At 70.9% G+C, this 14,566-nt stretch carries 16 protein-coding genes; 5 read left to right on the top strand and 11 right to left on the bottom strand.

Going from position 1 to position 14,566, the window contains the following annotated elements:
• The 3 genes from EFAMC2_RS07255 to EFAMC2_RS07245 form a co-directional block, all read right to left on the bottom strand.
• Positions 1–531 (bottom strand): ABC-2 transporter permease (locus EFAMC2_RS07255; RefSeq protein WP_154028163.1); only part of this gene is annotated, 531 nt, incomplete at its 3' end.
• On the bottom strand, positions 531–1,436 hold the full coding sequence (locus EFAMC2_RS07250) for an ABC transporter ATP-binding protein (RefSeq protein WP_154028162.1): 906 nt from the start codon (positions 1,434–1,436) through the stop codon (positions 531–533). The genes EFAMC2_RS07255 and EFAMC2_RS07250, both read right to left, overlap by 1 nt.
• A 39-nt stretch (positions 1,437–1,475) precedes the next feature.
• Positions 1,476–1,844, bottom strand: coding sequence for a GntR family transcriptional regulator (locus EFAMC2_RS07245; protein WP_154028161.1), 369 nt, complete (start codon positions 1,842–1,844; stop codon positions 1,476–1,478).
• Between the two features lie 289 nt (positions 1,845–2,133).
• On the opposite strand from EFAMC2_RS07245, the gene EFAMC2_RS07240 reads away from it, so the two are divergent.
• Positions 2,134–2,646 carry a helix-turn-helix domain-containing protein gene (locus tag EFAMC2_RS07240; RefSeq protein WP_154028160.1) on the top strand — a complete coding sequence of 171 codons (513 nt, stop codon included), beginning with the start codon at positions 2,134–2,136 and terminating at the stop codon, positions 2,644–2,646.
• A 390-nt stretch (positions 2,647–3,036) separates the two neighbouring features.
• Here EFAMC2_RS07240 and EFAMC2_RS07235 read toward each other — a convergent pair whose 3' ends face one another.
• The 3 genes from EFAMC2_RS07235 to EFAMC2_RS07225 all read right to left on the bottom strand — a co-directional run bounded on the left by EFAMC2_RS07235 (position 3,037) and on the right by EFAMC2_RS07225 (position 5,283).
• A complete protein-coding gene (locus EFAMC2_RS07235; RefSeq protein ID WP_187325220.1) occupies positions 3,037–3,195 on the bottom strand; it encodes a hypothetical protein in 159 nt (52 codons plus the stop codon).
• Between the two features lie 819 nt (positions 3,196–4,014).
• Positions 4,015–4,965 carry an Abi family protein gene (locus tag EFAMC2_RS07230; RefSeq protein ID WP_187325219.1) on the bottom strand — a complete coding sequence of 317 codons (951 nt, stop codon included), beginning with the start codon at positions 4,963–4,965 and terminating at the stop codon, positions 4,015–4,017.
• Positions 4,966–5,079: 114 nt separating this feature from the next.
• A complete protein-coding gene (locus EFAMC2_RS07225) occupies positions 5,080–5,283 on the bottom strand; it encodes a hypothetical protein (RefSeq protein WP_154028157.1) in 204 nt (67 codons plus the stop codon).
• A gap of 227 nt (positions 5,284–5,510) precedes the next feature.
• Between EFAMC2_RS07225 and EFAMC2_RS07220 the strand changes: the two genes are divergently transcribed.
• The 4 genes from EFAMC2_RS07220 (at position 5,511) to EFAMC2_RS07205 (ending at position 9,653) form a co-directional block, all read left to right on the top strand.
• On the top strand, positions 5,511–6,242 hold the full coding sequence (locus EFAMC2_RS07220) for an ABC transporter ATP-binding protein (protein ID WP_154028156.1): 732 nt from the start codon (positions 5,511–5,513) through the stop codon (positions 6,240–6,242).
• Positions 6,235–7,644: an FtsX-like permease family protein gene (locus EFAMC2_RS07215; protein WP_154028155.1), complete on the top strand. Its 1,410-nt coding sequence runs from the start codon at positions 6,235–6,237 to the stop codon at positions 7,642–7,644. Before EFAMC2_RS07220 ends, EFAMC2_RS07215 begins: the two co-directional genes overlap by 8 nt.
• A gap of 456 nt (positions 7,645–8,100) precedes the next feature.
• A complete protein-coding gene (locus tag EFAMC2_RS07210; protein ID WP_154028154.1) occupies positions 8,101–8,964 on the top strand; it encodes a histidine kinase dimerization/phosphoacceptor domain-containing protein in 864 nt (287 codons plus the stop codon).
• Entirely contained in the window at positions 8,961–9,653 is a 693-nt protein-coding gene (locus tag EFAMC2_RS07205; RefSeq protein WP_152073145.1) for a response regulator transcription factor, read from the top strand. Before EFAMC2_RS07210 ends, EFAMC2_RS07205 begins: the two co-directional genes overlap by 4 nt.
• A gap of 185 nt (positions 9,654–9,838) precedes the next feature.
• Here EFAMC2_RS07205 and EFAMC2_RS07200 read toward each other — a convergent pair whose 3' ends face one another.
• The 5 genes from EFAMC2_RS07200 to EFAMC2_RS07180 are packed head-to-tail and all read right to left on the bottom strand — an operon-like array spanning position 9,839 to position 14,410.
• A complete protein-coding gene (locus EFAMC2_RS07200; protein ID WP_222838561.1) occupies positions 9,839–10,561 on the bottom strand; it encodes a response regulator transcription factor in 723 nt (240 codons plus the stop codon).
• Entirely contained in the window at positions 10,548–11,837 is a 1,290-nt protein-coding gene (locus EFAMC2_RS07195) for a sensor histidine kinase (RefSeq protein ID WP_187325218.1), read from the bottom strand. Before EFAMC2_RS07195 ends, EFAMC2_RS07200 begins: the two co-directional genes overlap by 14 nt.
• Positions 11,838–11,879: 42 nt before the next feature.
• Complete coding sequence (locus EFAMC2_RS07190; RefSeq protein ID WP_154028152.1) at positions 11,880–12,620, bottom strand: ABC transporter permease; 741 nt, start codon at positions 12,618–12,620, stop codon at positions 11,880–11,882.
• Between the two features lie 12 nt (positions 12,621–12,632).
• Positions 12,633–13,412 carry an ABC transporter permease gene (locus EFAMC2_RS07185; RefSeq protein ID WP_154028151.1) on the bottom strand — a complete coding sequence of 260 codons (780 nt, stop codon included), beginning with the start codon at positions 13,410–13,412 and terminating at the stop codon, positions 12,633–12,635.
• Positions 13,412–14,410, bottom strand: a complete 999-nt coding sequence (locus tag EFAMC2_RS07180; RefSeq protein ID WP_154028150.1) for an ATP-binding cassette domain-containing protein — start codon at positions 14,408–14,410, stop codon at positions 13,412–13,414. The genes EFAMC2_RS07185 and EFAMC2_RS07180 overlap by 1 nt, the downstream gene beginning before the upstream one ends.
• Between the last annotated feature and the right edge of the window lie 156 nt (positions 14,411–14,566).

The raw sequence follows: 14,566 nt of genomic DNA, 5'->3' as shown, positions 1-14,566 counted from the left end.
GGCGACCACGAACAGGCCGACGGTGACGGTTGGCAGAAGCTGGGTCGCCTTGGTCTGGCCGAACTTGAAGTACACCGGCGTCACGACGGACGCGACGGCGGAGCCGATCAGGACGCAGACTGCGGTGGCGAAGGCCATGCCGGCGACCCTCTCCCCGCTGAACGCGAGGAGCTCGGAGAGGCCTCCCGGCAGCTCCACGGCGGACGCGAGCCCCATGACCGCAAGCGATGCGGCGAAGCCGACCGCCGAGCCGATGAGGCCAAGCGTCGCGATGGCGGCATAGCGGCTCAGGACGACGTCGCGCTTCGAGACGGGAAGGGTGAGGCGATAAGAGCCCCATCCGTTCAAGTCGTCGTAGACGGAGGAGCCGATCGCACCCATCATGAAGCACATGCTGGTGAGGACGGCGGGGGCAACGATGGCGGTCTTCATTCCCACGCCCACGAGGACGGTGACGAGAAAGCCGGTCGCCAGGAGGGAGGTCGCGTAGCCGCGCAGGACGTTCATTTCCATAAGGTATGCCCGCTTCATTATCGGACGCCTCCTTTCAGGACAAGGGCGAGGTAGTCGTCGATTGTCATCCGATCGCAGGGAATCTCGGGCATGGCCCGGGAGAACGCATAGCGATCCGGAACGAGGACGTCGATGCCGTAGTCGTGCATCAGGTATCTGAACTCGTCGTTCGGGATGAGGCTCGAGGAGACGATGCGCTCGAAATCGGACTTTCGGCAGCGGGCGACGCCCATGGCGTCGGTGATGGCGTCCTTCGGCAGGTCGAACAGAACCCTGCCGCCGTCGATGCACACGATGCGGTCTGCTATGCGCTCGAGGTCGGAGGTGATGTGGCTCGACATGAGGATTCCGCGGCCCGGCTCGGCGACGAAGCCCCTCAGGATGTCGAGGACCTCTTCGCGCGCCATGGGGTCGAGCCCTGCGGTCGCCTCGTCGAGAACGAGCAGCTGCGCTCTGTGCGAGAGCGCGCATGCCAGGCTGAGCTTCATGCCCATGCCGCGGGAGAGGTCCTTGACCTGCTTTCTAGCGTCGAGCCCGAATTCGTCCGCGTACTTCCCGAACAGCGACCCGTCCCACCCATCGTAGGCATGGGACAGCATCCTGCCGACATCCGCGACCCTGAGGTGCTCGGGGAGCGAAACGGTATCGAAGACGACACCCACCTGCTCCTTGACGCTCGCCCCGCACGGCTGCGCGAGCTTCTCGCTCGGGACCCCGAGGAGCGACGACGAGCCTCCGTCGACGGGGATCAGCCCCAGAAGGGCCTTGATGGTTGTCGACTTCCCTGCACCGTTCGCGCCGACGAAGCCGACTATCTCCCCTGCATCCACCGTAAGGTTCACGCCCTGGAGCGAGAACCCGGGATACCGCTTGACCAGTCCCTTCGCCTCAACGAGGCGAAGGGCTCCGCTTGATGATGCCATGTTCAGTCCTTTCAAAAGAGCGCAGGGCGCCCTGTGTCGTTATTCGAGACCGAGCGAGAACATCTCGGTGAGCTCTTCGCTCGTGAGCCCCATATCGCGGCCGCGCTCGATTGCCCGAACCATGAGGCCCTCCACCTCGCGAAGCCGCTCCTCTCTGATGAGCTCGGCGTTGCCGCCCGCCACGAAGCTCCCTTTCCCCTGCACGGTCTCGATGAAGCCGGCGGCTTCAAGGTCCGTGTAGGCGCGCTTGGTCGTGATCGCGCTAACTCTCAGGCTGTTCGCGAGCCCCCTGATCGAGGGGAGCTGCTCTCCTTCGGAAAGCTCCCCGGAGAGTATCGCCGCCTTTATCTGGTCCTCGATCTGCTCATATATGGGCTTACCGCTCGAGTTGGATATGATGATGTCCACAGGCTCGTATCCTTTCGGTGCTTCCCGCCTCGGCGTCCCGGGGGTGGGTTGCCGCAGCCAGGCGTCCCCGGTTGCAGCGGAGGCAAGCGTCGGACGTCACGCGCCGCCTCTTGGGTTATAGAGTATATAACCTATATACACAGTATATACGCGCATATACAGATTGCAAGGGAATCCCGGGAGCTCGATGCGATTTCGCCCGCCTTTGCCCCGATGCCGCTTTCCGTTGCTTGCCGCAACGCCTCGTTGCGGGCAACAATCGGCTCGGCGAAGAGGGAGGGAGGAGCCCGTGCTGAACGAGAACATCCGCGCGGCCCGGAAATCGCGGGGCCTCTCACAGGAAGAGCTGGCCATAAAGCTGAACGTGGTGCGGCAGACGGTTTCGAAATGGGAGCGCGGGCTCTCTGTTCCCGACTCCGACATGCTCGTCTCGCTGTCGGATACGCTCGACGCGCCCGTTGCGACCCTGCTCGGGGAGGCCGTCTCGGAGCCGGGGGCGGACGGCCTGGGGGCGATCGCCGAGAGGCTCGAGGTCGTCAACCTCCAGCTCGCGCGCAGGCGGCAGCGGGAAAGGAAGGCCCTGTGCGGCGTCCTCGTCGCCACATGCGCGGCGATCGCGCTGGCGTTCGCATGCGTGGCCGCGCTGGGGAGCCCGTACCTGCAGTGGGACCTCGGCGATCCCGAGCTTGCCGTCGCGGGCACCCTCTGCCACGGGTTCGAATGGGTCTTCGTCAGGGTCGCGCCGGTGCTCTTCCTGGCCGCGGTCGCGGCCGCCCTTTTCGTGCGCAAGAGGATGCGCTGACGCCTTTTGGAGCGTTCCGGCGCCGGGCTCTGAAGGCGTTTCTAACGGTTAAGGCGACGGGTGCTTCTAGCACTCTCCTTCGATGACACCTTCCGCTAGCCGCTATGATGGCTTCAGTCAACAAAGAATGTGCCCGGGCGCCCGCCCGGGTCGACTTCATCAGCCTCATGAGGTTCGGCATGCCCTTGGAGGGCAGAGCCGCGAACTGCGGCGTCCCGCGCCCCGCGGCGTTCGAACGGAGACGTTGCGCGTTCGAGGCCGTCGACGGCCACCAAGGCAGCATCGTCCTGCGCGACCGCGCCTGGATCGACGAGACTTGCATCAACGACACGGACCTTTCCCATGGATACGGCGAGGACCGCAAGCGCGGCCTTTCGAAGCAAGGCTATGTTAACCCGCCGTTTGCACGTCCGGCTCCGGATGGAACTCGTACTGCGGCCCCATCGTCTTCTCCCAGGTCTTCCCGTAGCGCACGTCCCCGAGCTGCCCGCACATGAGCGACGTCCCGTCCCTGACACGTGCGGCCCCGTGCAGCCGCTTGAACCACATCAGGTGGTTGCGAAGCCTGCGGGCCGACACGCCCTTGAACCTCCTGAAGAAGTGGCCGGGCGAGCCGTGCGGCGCGTCCGCGCGGTTCAGGGGCGCGCACGGGGAGGAGGCGCGGAAGCGCCGGTGAACCGCCCCGACCGCGGGAACCGCCCTCGCATACCCGGGGAGCCTGTCGGCGCACGCGATCGCCCCGCGCGGCGCGCACCCGGACAGACGGGGATCGTATGCTCGTCCGGATGGGAAAGGGCTGGTGGACGCCATGTGCTTGGGCGGCGTGTCCGCGTTGCTGCCGTCCGATGGAGGCGGCCCGTCCCTGGCGAGCAAACTGCAGGGCGTGGTCGAGGCGCCGAAGACGGCAGACCCGACCATGGACGATGAGTCGGCCGCTGCCCTTGCCGGATCCGCTTGGGGCCCCTGGCGTGGGCTAGGGACTTGCAGCCCCTGCAGCAGACTGAGGTTGAAAGCGAAAAGGAAGGTTGGATGGACTGTGAAGGTGATGTGCAGCGCCGGGTGAACAAGCTGCTCGGGTGGGGTCGCTTGCGGTCGGGCCGCTAGCCGCTAGCCGACCGGCGGCACCCGGACGCCCTGTTGGCATCGCAGGGATGCAGCCGCGGCCCATGGCGCGAACGAGCCGGTGGAACGCCCGGAGCGGACGCGGGCTCGGGGCGGATGACCCACGCCTCCGCAGCGCTCGGGTGCGACAGCGCCCCGTACGGCGGCAGCCTAAAAAACTAGGGCGGAACCGCCATGCGGCCCCGCCCTTACAAAACCCGAGGGTTTTACATCTGAAGGCATTATGCCCGAATCGGGGCGAATATGTCAACGACGCGCCAGAGGAACGCGAAGTACGAGGCGAGGGCGTCGTTGCCCCGGTAGCAGCGTGAACGGGACTCGACGAAGGCGCGCAGGGCGGCGAGGCGCTCGGCGTGGCGCCGCCGCGTGGACTCCCTCCCACAGCGCCCACAGGGCGGACGTCATCTGGGAGAGCCGCAGGTTGCGGAGCTTGGAGCGCCTGCCGCGACCGTTCCTGTAGCCCGCCGCGGCGAGCGCCTGGCCGATGATGCCGTTGGGCGGGTACTCGGCCTCGCCGCCGGCGGCGCAGAAGCCGTTCGCTATGCAGCTGTTGTGCGAGCAGGCGTTGCGCAGGGCCTTCACGCTCTTGAGGACGTAGTGCTCCTGCCGCATCGCGCGGTCGCCCCAGCGCCCGGCGCAGAACAGGTACAGGTCGCAGAACCTGCCGAACTCGACCACCTCGAGGAACACCCACACTGGGTAGGAGTCGGCGTAGTGGGCGATGAGGTCGCCCGAGTAGGTATCGTGCAGGTCGCCCTCCGAGCCGCGGCGCTTGAGGCCGGAGAGGACCCGGCGCCGGTCGTCCGAGGGGAGCGACGCGAGGTAGTCCGCCACCACGGCGTACCCGTCCTCGCCTTCCTCCCCCGCGCGGTTGAGGAGCCTGAGGCGGGCGAAGTACTCGACGTCGATGGTGAGGTCGCGGAAGGCCTCCCGGAGCCTCCTGTCTATGGACGAGAGGTCCACGAGGTAGGCGAAGTCCAGGTTCGAGTACTCCCCGGCCCGCGGCCCCTCGAGGACGCGGTCGTAGAGCTTGCGGTACGAGGCCGTGCGGAGGTAGTTGTTCCCCCGTCGCAGGTAGTCCGTGGCATCGGCCTCCGGGCAAAGCTCGAAGCGCACGCCCCTCGCCCTGAGGTGGGCCACCTGCTGCTCCGGGGTGAGGAAGTGCTTGGGCGCCGCCCCGTCCGAATCGCTGGCCACCAATCCGTCTCCCCTCGTCGAGATCCCGCGCCGCCGGCAATGGGCCCACGGCCGCGTTATGAAAATGCGGCCGTGGGCGCAGGCGCCCGCGACCGCTGAAGACCCAGGGGCCTTTCACACAATGTCAACGGTACCGTGAGGCAGCCTGCCGCGCAAGGCACCGGCACCTACCACGGAGACGAGGCTCGCCATGGCGAGCAGGACGCCTGCAGGCACGGCCCACGGCGCGACTCGGCGGGCCGCCGAGCGGGAGACGGAGAGGCCGGTCGGCAGGGTGACCGCCGCGACGCCGAGCGCGAGCGCAATCAGTGGTTCCATGTCTTTCCTCGTTTCTGAAGGCGCGGCCGCAGGCGCGGCAGCAGGGCTGCCGCGTAGCCATCATCCCTCGTTTATACGGTGCCGCCGTGGCCGGGGGCGGGACTGCCATCTGGAGATGGCAACGCGCCCGCGCGGGACCCCGGGGCGCGCGGGCGGTGGTTCCATGGGTGGCGTCGAACGGACGAGTCGGCGGGCGCGGGGCGCCCGCCCGGAAGGGGGTGCCGCGCATGGCTGCGGCGGAGGTGAGGGCCGAGGGCGTCAAGCGCTGGGCCGACACGGGAGAGGAGCGCGTCCCGGTCCTCAGGGGCTGCTCGCTCGCGGCCGCGGGCGGGCTCACGGCGATCGTGGGGCCGTCGGGGGCGGGCAAGACGAGCCTCCTGTACTGCATGAGCGGGCTGGACGCTCCGGACGAGGGCCGCGTGCTGGTCGCGGGCCGCGACCTGTACGCCATGGGCGAGGGCGCCCGCACCCGCTTCCTGCGGCAGGCGGCGGCGTTCGTGTTCCAGAGCTACAACCTCGTCCCCTACCTCACGGTGGAGGAGAACGCGACCCTGCCGATCGCACTCGCTCGGGGAAGTGTCGACCGCGAGAGGCTCCGCGACCTGCTCGGACGGTTCGGCCTCGCCGACCGCGCGAAGGCGCCCGCGGGAGGGCTGTCCGGCGGCGAGCAGCAGCGCGCCGCCCTGGTGCGCGCCCTGCTCTCCCGCCCGGCGGTGCTCTTCGCCGACGAGCCGACGGGGGCCCTGGACACGAGGAACACCGCGCTCGTCCTGGGCGTCCTGCGTGAGATGGCAGACGCCGGCACGACCGTGGTCATGGTCACGCACGACGTGGACGCCGCGGCGACGGCCGACCGCGTGGCGTTCGTCCGCGACGGGCTGGTGACGCGCGTGGCCGGCCACTGCACGCCCGAGCAGGTGCTCGCCGGCACGCGGGAAGGGGCGATCGGCCGTGGGTAGGTACGCGCTCAGGATATTCCGCGAGGACCTCGCAAGCTGGGTCCCGATCGTGCTCGTGATCGCCGCGACCTCCGCCCTCGTGGGCGTGTGCGCGAACCAGTTCGCCTGGACGTCGTCGAAAGCCTTCGGCGCGGCCGCCGGCGCGGCGGGGCTCTCCGCCTTCGAGTTCCAGGCGGTCTCGGTCACCGTGTACGCCGAGGTGGCACTGCTTGCCCTCTTCTCGCTCTCGGCGGTGGGCGCCGCGACGGTGGAGCGCTGCCGCCCGACGTTCGCGCTCTGGCGGCTCATGGGCGCCACGCCGGGGCAGGCGGGGCGCGCCGCCCTGCTGCTCGTGGGCATCGCCTCGGCGGTCGGCTCGCTCGCGGGGAGCCTCGCGTCCATGCCGCTCTCCGCCCTGCTCGTCCCCGCGTTTGACGGCATGGCGGCGGAGAGCTTCAGCGGCGGCCTCGGCTCCTTCACGCCTCCGCCGTTCTCCGCCTCCCCGGCCGCGTGGGCCCTCTCCTTCGCACTCAGCGTCGCGACCTGCATGCTCGGCTCCGTCGCGGCCGCCGTGCGCGCCGCACGGGTGAGGCCCGTGGACTCGCTGCGGGGAGGCCGCGCAGGAAGGCGGGGGCGGGGCGGCCACCCCATCCTCGGGTGGGCGCTCGTCGCCTGCGCCCTCGCGACGCCCCTCGCCGGCCTCCCGGCGGCAGAATCAGCGGGCGGGCAGCTCTCCCAGGCCATGGCGAACCTCGTGGCCCTCGCCGGGCTCCTCTCGTTGCTGGCGATGGTGGCCTTCGGGGCGCGCGGCGTCCGTGCCGCCCTGCGTGTCGCCGGCGTGCTACCCGCCGCGGTGCGCTCGCCCGTCGGCCGGCTCGCGGCGCGGGCGGCGACCGAGCTCGCCTCGCGCAACGCCTCGGCCATGGTGCCGCTCGCCGCGGCGGTGGGCGGGGCAGGGGGCATCCTGCTCACGACCGCCCGCACCCTCGAGGCCGTCATGCGGCGCCTGGGGTTCTCGGGCTCGTTCGACATAACGGACACCTACGCGCTGATCGGCCTCGCCGCGGGGTTCGCGCTCGCCACCGCGGTCGCCGTGCTCGCCCTCTCGGCGAGGGACGAGGGAAGGCACCAAGCGCTGCTGCGCACGCTTGGCCTCACGCCCCGGGGCGTGGCGGCGGCGGTCGCATGGCAGTCGGCGCTCGTCGCCTTGGGCGCCGCGCTGCTCTCGCTCGTGCTCATCGCCTGCTCCTCCTTCGCCGCGCTCGCCCTCACCTGGATGTTCTGGGGAGCGCCCGCCGCGTACGCGCCGCTGCCGGAGGCGCTGGCCGCGGGTGTCGTGGTCTGGGTCGTGCTTCTCGCGGTGCGCTGGGCGCAGGTCCGCGGGGCCGTCCACTCCTCGCCTGCGGCGTGCCTGCGCTCGTAGGGTGCAGAGGCGCCGACGGAACGATTCATCGGGAAACGAGAAACGAACAAGGAGGACGGACGGAAACGATCAGCGAAGTGCGGGGCGGTGGCGCGCTTCCACCCGAGGACCCGGCGCAACCCGGCGCGAAGGCCGGGACGGCGCGCGGCGACGGACGGGACCCGAAACTCGGGCCGTTCCTGCTCGGCCTCTTCCTGTGCCTGCCGGGCGTGGCGATCGCGTGGCTCGCGACCCGGGAGGAAGGGGACTGGACGGGTCGCGTACAGGCGGCGGCGTGGCTTGGCTGCGTGCTGTCACCCGCTTGGTGGACGCTCGTCGTCATCGCCTGCGCGCTGCTCGTGGTGGCTGGGGTCGCGCCCCTCTCCCACCTCCTAACCGGAAGGTGGTAGGTCGCGGCCTGCTCTGACGGGTACAAGAACTGGATGCGCGAACGGAGAGACCGAGGGGGGTGCGGGAATGAGAATTGTCGACAAAGCCGGGCGGCGCCTCGCGCCGCCCCTCGTGCCCCGTCTGCTCGCGGCGCCCCTCGCGTGCCTGCTCTACGGGGAGGCGACCGTCATCATGACGTCAATCGCCCTGGCGATACCAGGCGACGTCGTGCAGCGGGCGGCGAGCCCGGCGGCCCTCGCGCTCGCCGTGGCGGCCGTGTCCGCAGCCCTGCTCTGGCGGACGGCCCTGCCCCTGGGGACACTCGCGCTCGAGTCGGCCGCCCTCGTCGCCGCAACGGCGACGGGCCTCGACAGCTACGCCGTGGTCCCCTTCCTCGTGGCGACGTTCGCGGCCGGGCGCCACGCGCCCTTCCCGCGCTCGCTCGCCGGGCTCGCGCTCGCCTTCGCGGCCATGGCGGCGAGCTCCCTCGTGGCCGCGGGCGGAGCGGGGCCGGCAGCGCTGGTGGCCGAGATCGCGGCACGCGAGCTCACCGCGGGCTCAGCCTTCCTCCTGGGCGGGGCCCTGCGCGGCGCGCACGACACCCGGGAGGCCAGGGCGCGCGCCATGGCCGCCGAGGCGCGCCGCGACCAAGCCGAACGGCAGGCCCGCATGGCCGCCTCGCTCCACGACTCGGTGGGCCAGCGGCTCACCGCCATCGTGACGCTCTGCGAGGGGCTGGGCGGCGGCACCGGAGACGAGCGGGTCGACGCGGCGGTCGCCGCCATCATCGCGGAGGCGCGCGAGGGGCTCGCGCAGACCCGCGAGACGGTGCGCGAGCTCGCCGGCCTCGTCGCCGACGCGGAGGAAAAGACGGGCGGCGGGCCGATCGACGCGGGCTGGGACCCGCGGGGGCAGACCCCCGATGATGACGGCGGAGGGAGCCCGGGATGATACGCGTGATGGTCGTCGATGACCAGGCCTCGGCGAGGATGGGCCTCTCCATGATGGTGGGGCGCGACCCGGGGCTCTCCGTGGTCGCCACCGCCGACGACGGAGGGGCGGCGCTCGCGGAGCTCGCGCGCCGGAAGGATGCCGGCGAGCCCCTGCCCGACGTCGTCGTCTCGGACGTGCGCATGCCCGGGACGGGCGGCGTGACGCTCGCCCGCGAGGTCGCCTCGCGCTTCCCCTCCGTGCGGACGCTTTTGCTCACGACCTACGACAGGGACGACTACGCGCTGGGCGGGCTCGCCGCCGGCGCGGCCGGGTTCCTGCTCAAGGACGCCACCGCCCGCGAGCTGTGCCGGGCCGTCCGCGAGCTCGCCGCCGGCGGCGCCGTGCTCACGCCCCGCGTGACGCGGGAGGTCGTCGCCCGCGCCGTCCCAGGTGCCGCCGAGGACCCCGAGCGGGTCCGCCTCCTGGAGGCGCTCTCCTCGCTATCGCCCCGCGAGCTCGAGACGGCGTCCCTCGTGGCCGAGGGGCTCTCGAACGAGGAGGTCGCCGCGCGCATGGTGATGGAGCCCGCGAGCGCCCGGAGGAACGTGAGCCGCGTGCTCGCCAAGCTCGGGCTGCGCGACCGCACTCAGCTCGCCGTGGCGTGGTGGAGGAGCGGGATGGGGTCGCGGGGGTCGCGCGAGGGGTAGGCGACGGTGACTCACTCGTGAAAACGCATATCAGGTGCCCGAGGACCAGCTCCAGGGCGGCGGGGAGGTGACGTTCTCGAGCTAGGAGCGACGGCTCGAACCCCGCTAAAGAGAGTCGTCCATGACGAGGGGCGCCCGCGGCGATTGCCGCGGGCGTTCTTTCACGCCTGCACCGCCTTTCGCTTTCAAGCGCCACCTAACAGCCCGGCCTGGTACCACTTGACGGCTATCTGGGTGCGGTCGCGCAGGCCCAGTTTGGCGAGGATACGCGTGACGGCGCGCTTGGCGCTCGCGGGCTGGACGGTGAGGCGCTCGGCGATCTCGGCGTTGGAGAGGCCGTCGGCGACGAGGGCGCAGACCTCGCGCTCGCGGTCGGTCAGCCGGCGGAACGCGCTGCGCAGCTCGGCCGCGCGCTTATCCTGACCGGAGGCGCGCACGCTCCGGGCGAGGACCTCGCGCGTGACGCGGGGCGTGAGCACGGCGTCGCCGTCGGCCACCGAGCGGACGGCGCGGCAGAGCTCGCCCGCGCGGACGTCCTTGAGGAGGAAGCCGGAGGCGCCCGCCTCGAGCCCGCCGAAGGCGTAGTCGTCCTCGTCGTAGGTGGTGAGCATGAGCACATAGACGTTCGGCCAGCGGCGGGTGATGGCGGCGGTGGCGTCGATGCAGTCGAGGACGGGCATGCGCACGTCCATGAGGACGACGCGAGGCAGGTCGCGCCCGAGCTCCTCGGCCCGCTCGATGCGGTCGATGGCCTGACGGCCGTCCTCCGCCTCGAGCACGATGGCGAGGCCCGGGTCGCGCCGCACCATGAGCGCGAGGCCCAGGCGGGTCTCGGGCTGGTCGTCGACGATCATGACGGGGATGCGCGCGGACGCGGCCGCTCCCGCGATGCCGCTATTCGTCGCCATCGGGCTCCCCCTCCCCTTCGCCGGCCCCCACCAATGACGGCAGATGCGCCTTGAGGCACCAGCCGCCCTCGCCGACCGGACCGGCGGAGAGGGTTCCGCCCGATTCCCCGACCTCTCTGCGCAGGCGGGAGAGGCCCATGCCGGTGCCCGGACCCCCGGCCCCCTCGCCAGGGGTTCCATCGTCGCGGATTGCGACGTCGGCAGAGCCATCCCCGCCGTGGTCCACCGAGACCGTGAGCCGCGAGAGCCCCGCGGCGTGGCGCAGCGCGTTCGTGACGCCCTCGCGGCAGACGCGGAAGGCGAGGCCGGCCTGGGAGGGGTCGTCCGGGCGCACGCCCGTCTCCGTGAGGGCGGCCGTGACGCCGGCGGCGCGGACGGACCCAAGAAGAGCGGCGATCTCGTCCCAGCGATGCGGCTCGGCCGGCTTCTCGGTGGGCGCGGAACCCGGCAGAGCGGATGGCACCGCCGTGCTCCTCGCCTCGCCCGCCAGCGCCCGCACGGCGCGGCGCGTGTCGGCGAGCCCCGAGCGCGCCAGCTCGTTGATGCTCGCGATGGCCCGGTCGAGCTGCTCGTCCCCGGTCGCGCCGGCGAGCCCCTCCGAGAGCGCGACGATGGCTGTGAGGTCGTGTCCCACGGAGTCGTGCAGCTCGGCGGCGATGCGGCTCTTGGCGAGCGCGCGGTCGCGCTCCGCCTCGGCGCGGGCGGCCGCCTCCGCCTCCCGGAGGCGCTGCAAGCGGAAGCGCGAGAGCAGCGCCGCCCCGAGCACCAGCATGAGCGGGTACCCGATGCCGGCGAGCGACATCGCAAGCGAGGGGGAGGGCGATGCGGAGGCACCCGCGAACCCGTCGACCACGGCGGAGAGCGCGACGGTCGCAACGGCGGCGACGCCGCCCGCGGCCGCCTCGCGCCGGGGCGCGCGGGCCACGCAGGCGTAGAGCGCGACGAGCGGGAGGAAGTACACGTACGCGAGCGCGCCCATCACCGAGGCCAGCAGGCCAACGACCGACTCGAAGAGCACGGAGACGACCGGAAGGCGGTAGCGCAGGAACAGCGCCGCGCAGCCGACGGCCATGAGGACGAACAGGGCGGCCTGGGACGAGGGCGCCGACAGCGAGGGGTCCGCCCCCGCGAACACCACGCGGGCGAACATCGCCGCCTCCCACGCCACGCAGAGCACGGGCGCGGCGAGCCGCAGAAGGGGCGCGTCGTCCCACGCGTCCAACGGCGCGGCGGCGCCGGAAAGGCCCGGCCCGCATGGCCTCACGTCCAATCCCATCACCTCACATCCCGACACCACATTGTACGAGCACGCCGGGCGCTACTTCGCCGCGACGACGTCGCGCGTGCGGAGCCAGGCCGAAGCGAAGGCGACCGAGCAGGCCACGTAGACGACGCTCAACACGGCGATCTGGGCGATGTGCGGCGCGTCGAGCACCACGAGGGCGTTGCTGTTCATCCCGGACTGCATGAGCGCGTACGGGAAGACGTAGCCAAGGCCGCCCATCGCCGCCATGATCCCCAAGATCCCGCCACCCAGCCCGACGCCCACCGGCACGGCGAAGTTGCGCACGAGCATGGAAACGACGAGCTGTATGCCGCAGATGGCGAGGCTCCCAATCCAGCCCAGCACCACCTGCTCGGCGAACGACGCCACCGGGAAGGCGCCGGGCACGCGCAGGACGATGCCGCTCGCGACGAAGAACGCCGTCATGGCCGCGAACGCGACGAGGTCCAGGAGGGCGAGGACCGCGAGCTTGGCGACGAACACGTCGCGCGCGGGCACCGGGGCGACCATGAGCTCGTTCCAGTTGGAGCCCATGTGCTCGAGCCGCCACAGGTAGCTCGCGCCCGCGCCGATGAGCGCCGGGAGGAAGAAGTAGCAGATGAACAGGGTGTGCTGGGTCCAGAGGTTCTCCCAGCCGGGCGTGAGGAGGTCAAGGTTGGCCACGTAGTTGGCGCTCCCGATGAGCGCCGAGACCGCCGGCAGCGCCGCGAAGACTGCCCAGACGGGCGCCCGGCGCATCTTGATGAACTCGGCGGATATGCAGGATGCAAGCATGGTCAAACCTCCCTACAGCTCGCGGGCGGCGAAGGCGCGCCTGGAGGCGATGAACGCGGCGATGGTCACAGCGACGCAGATGGCGAGCCCCGCGGCCGGGAACGGCGCCGCCCAGAACCTCATGTGCTGCGAGGCGTCGTAGGCCCCGTCGACGAGGCGACACACGAAGAAGTACGCGCTCGGCACGAACCAGCTGAACACCGGAGGCAGATAGGCGATGAAGAGCCCCAGAAAGCAGAGGCCCACGCCCACGATCATCGGGACGAACTGGTTCGCCGTGGCGAGGCAGACCGCCTGCACGATGGTGACGAGCATGGCGCACACAGCGAAGGTGCAGAGGGCATAGCGGGCGAGCAGGGCCGGCCCCGGCAGGTTCTGTTGGAACCCGATCCCGTACGCGACCGCCGCCACGCCCGCCATCTGGACGCCCACGACCACGGCGAGGATCAGGAGGCACGCCGCCCACTTGGCCACGACCACGCGCCGGGCGTCCTCCATGGTGAGCAACAGCTTCCACATGTTCGCGTGGTTCTCCACGTCGGTGACGGTGGAGGAGACGATGGCGCAGAGCAGCGGCAGCACGATGGCGTTCAGCTGCGGCAGCATGTAGAGGATGCCGTCGAAGTCCGGGTTGTGCCTCACGGTGTTGGAGGCGCCCGCGACGAGCCAGGCGAACTGGAACGCGAGCAAACCCAGGCTCGCCAGCCACAGGTGCTTGCGGCGAGCCTTGGCGAACTCGAGGGCGACGGACGCGGCGATGCCGGGCTGGCCGGCGCTGGTGGCGGTTCCCATCAGAGCGTCGCCTCCATCCCCGTGAGCTTGAGGAATATGTCCTCGAGGCTCTCGCTCCGCTCCTCCAGCCGCACGACGCCGATGCCGCGCCTGGCGAGCCCGAGCGTCACCTGCCCGGCGGTCGCGTCGTCCACGGCCCTGATGCGCAGCCACTCCCCGTCGGCCACCGCGCCCGGCAGCGCCCCCGCCGCCGCGGCGTTGTCCGTGGTGCGCAGCGCCAGCCATCGGCGCGCGCGGGCGTGCAGGTCGGCCATGCTCCCCTGCCAGACCATGCGGCCCCTGTTGATGATCCCGACGTGATCGGCCATCTGGTCGATCTCGGAGAGCAGGTGGCTGGAGACGATGACCGTGCAGCCGAAGCGCCCCGGCATCTCGCGCACGAGCTGGCGGATCTCGTGGATGCCGGAGGGGTCGAGGCCGTTGGTAGGCTCGTCCAGGAGCAGCAGCCTCGGGCGGCCCATGAGCGCGACGGCGATTCCCAGGCGCTGCCTCATGCCGAGGGAGAAGTGCCCGACGAGCTTCCCCTGGGTCTTCGCGTCGTCCAGGCGGACGACCGAGAGGGCCTCGTCGATGCAGCTCTCGGGCAGCCCGCGCAGCCGCCGCACGATCTCGAGGTTCTCGCGCGCCGTGAGGTGCGGATAGCAGCTGGGGGCCTCGATGAGCGAGCCCACTTCGCGCAGCACCTCGAGGCGGTTGGCCGGGGTCATCTCCCGCCCGAGCACGACGGCCTCGCCGCCTGATGCGTGCACGAGCCCGAGCAGCATCTTCATCGTGGTTGACTTGCCCGCCCCGTTGGGGCCGAGGAAGCCGTACACCGCGCCCTCGGGCACCTCGAGGTCCATGTCGTCCACGACCGTCGCGTCGCCGTAGCGCTTGGTGAGCCCGCGGGTGGATACGGCTAGGGACTCGCCCGCTGCCGCAGCGCGCCGTGCCATCGTTGTCGTCCATCCGGTCTCCCCCGCCGTGGCCATCGGACGTTCCAATGTCTGAGAAGCCATATCATGTTCCCTTCTCGTGAATCTCCGCAGCCGCGCCGTATCTCACGACGCGATGACATTCTTTCGCAGAAGAGACACGGAACCGGTGCCGCTGAGCCGGTTGACACCTTTGGGTGACAGCGGATATAAAAGGCAAGTCGCTTCACCCTGAAGCCA

This window comes from Olsenella uli (genome assembly GCF_901212655.1).
GTDB lineage: Bacteria > Actinomycetota > Coriobacteriia > Coriobacteriales > Atopobiaceae > Parolsenella > Parolsenella uli_A.
This window is presented reverse-complemented; position numbering and strand designations above follow the sequence as displayed.